Origin of the sequence: Mammaliicoccus stepanovicii (assembly GCF_002902525.1) — a bacterium.
Lineage (GTDB): Bacteria > Bacillota > Bacilli > Staphylococcales > Staphylococcaceae > Mammaliicoccus > Mammaliicoccus stepanovicii.
This window is the reverse complement of the sequence record NZ_PPQZ01000115.1, coordinates 1-2458: the sequence shown is the minus strand read 5'-3', so window position 1 is coordinate 2458 and position 2458 is coordinate 1. Positions and strand designations below refer to the sequence as shown.

The 2458-nt window shown below is 29.7% G+C and carries 3 protein-coding genes; 1 reads left to right on the top strand and 2 read right to left on the bottom strand.

Annotated features, from left to right (window positions below; all coding sequences use genetic code 11):
* Positions 1-212 precede the first annotated feature (212 nt).
* Entirely contained in the window at positions 213-1028 is an 816-nt protein-coding gene (locus CD111_RS11440) for an alpha/beta fold hydrolase (RefSeq protein WP_095087345.1), read from the bottom strand.
* 83 nt (positions 1029-1111) lie between these two features.
* Between CD111_RS11440 and CD111_RS11435 the strand changes: the two genes are divergently transcribed.
* On the top strand, positions 1112-1624 hold the full coding sequence (locus tag CD111_RS11435; protein WP_095087344.1) for a gamma carbonic anhydrase: 513 nt from the start codon (positions 1112-1114) through the stop codon (positions 1622-1624).
* A 268-nt stretch (positions 1625-1892) separates the two neighbouring features.
* Here CD111_RS11435 and CD111_RS11430 read toward each other — a convergent pair whose 3' ends face one another.
* Positions 1893-2228, bottom strand: coding sequence for a hypothetical protein (locus tag CD111_RS11430; protein WP_095087342.1), 336 nt, complete (start codon positions 2226-2228; stop codon positions 1893-1895).
* Between the last annotated feature and the right edge of the window lie 230 nt (positions 2229-2458).

Here is a 2458-nt window from a genome sequence, read left to right as displayed (position 1 = left end):
TACGACTAGTGTAAGGAACTCCTCTTTTTCTATTTGGAACTTATCTTCGATATTATTAAATATAACATTTATATTCTTTTGTATATTATCTAATAATATCAAATCACTTATGTTTTGATTTCTCTCTGACATGTGCTCGCCTCCATGTATATCTTTATTACTAATATACCCAAATATGAACACAATAAGCTGTTTTTTGTAAATTTTGACAATTATTCATCATCTTCAATCATTAAACCAATATAATGTATTCTATTATTCATAAATGAAACAATGTATCTCATAACATTTTCTCGTTCAGGTTCATTATGAATTTCATGGTTTAAACCATGCCATGCTTTGAAATATAGTTCATTAGTATTTAGATTTTTACCAATTTGTCGTATAGAGTCAATATCTACAATTTTGTCATCGGTTCCTAACATTAAGAGCATCGGAATCGGTGAAATATGTTGTACGTTCTCCATTGTTGTTTTCATCGTTTCTAAAATTGTCTTATACCAATTATAACTTACTTTATTAAGCATAAGCGCATCTTTATTAGTATCTTCAATTACTTCTTTATTACGCGTAAGTCCTTCTACACGTATACCTGTATCAAATTTTGCGTCTTTGGCAACAGTTCCAAAACTTGAAGCTAAGAAGTTTCTTCGAGTTGAAATATTTTGTTGAAATGCTACGAGTGGTGAAATCAACATTACACCTTCAACTTTTAAATCCACTTTCTCTAATAAATTTAATAAAATCAATCCACCTAAACCAACACCTAAAGTAAATACAGGTAAATGATATTCTTCAGCAATTGATAACCATTCAAGAACTTGTTCATGATATTCTTCAAATCTATCTACATGTCCTCTATGTACTCTTGAAGTTTGGCCTTGACCTCTTAAGTCGCCCATTATTACGTGGTATCCTTCTCTACGCAACTTTGTAATTACAAAGGCATATCTTCCTGTATGTTCAAGCATATTATGTACAATTACAACAATGCCCTTAGCTTCTTTCTCAGTTTCCCATTTCCACATAATATTTACTCCTTTTACCTAAATAGCTACTTTTTTGTTAAACTTAGTATAACAAATTATTTCATAAGAATGGAGAATCTTGAATGATAAAATCATTTAAAAACAAAACACCTAACATAGATCAAAGTTGTTACGTTGCTGAGAATGCTACTATTATTGGTGATGTTTCAATAGGACAAAATAGTTCAGTCTGGTTTAATGCAGTCATACGAGGCGACGTTTCACCAACAATAATTGGAAATGGCGTTAATATACAAGACTTATGTTGCTTACATCAAAGTAATGACCAACCTTTAATAATAGAAGATAACGTAACAGTTGGTCATAAAGTTACATTACATTCTAGTATTATTAGGAAAAACGCTCTAATCGGAATGGATTCAACAATATTAGATGGCGCCGAAATCGGTGAATCCGCATTTATCGGAGCGGGATCACTTGTACCACCAGGCAAAAAAATCCCTCCCCATTCACTTGCATTTGGTAGACCTGCAAAAGTAATTCGTACATTAACTGATGAAGATTATCGAGAACTTGATAGAATAAATAAATCATACATTGAAAAGTCAAAAATATACAAAGAAGATCAAATTTAATTTTATAATGTATGAATTACCTTTCACCATCAAATAAATGAACTTGAAACATCAATCGTTTCAAACTTAACAAAACGAAACCGGGCAAGTTTTGGAATAACTCAGTAGTTAATCCACGAAATGATGATATTTATGATCATGGGACATCAAACCTCACACAAAATAATAAAAAACGAAAAGCAGAAGAAAATCAGAGTTACATCTGACTTTCTTCTGCTCTTTAATTTTCATAGACATGAATGTCCATACACGTCTTATTATTGAAGCTCTATACTATTTTAAATTTACTATGCACGTATGGTAATTTAACAATTGTGTAGGCTACGATTATTTCATAAAACATTGAGAAAAACTTTTGGAAGAAGAATAATATATTTTGAGTTATTAATGTTCCAAATCCTTCCCCACTAAACTGGTAATTAACTACAAGGAAATTATCAATAAGATTAATTAAAATGATCGTAATAAATACAGTCCATGATTTCTTAGTAAGTAGTGCAATAGCAATTGCTATGATACCGATTATGAATGGTTCAAATATAAATAATTGAACAAAACTATCAAGTGGTTTCCCGAATATATAAAACGCCATATCTTTAAACATAATTATAACTCCTTCGCATTCAATTCTATTCTTAATCATTATATCACGCTCTATTGCACACTTTTGTAAAGTTATTCTAAAGATTTAATTGATTTCTTAACATGAAATTAATAATGTGAATTCATGAAAATTTACATTATATTAGCAATACATTCATATTAGAATGGTACATTAAAAATGTAATAGAAGACATACTTTAAAGGAGTATGATACATGCAATTCTTTAAAAA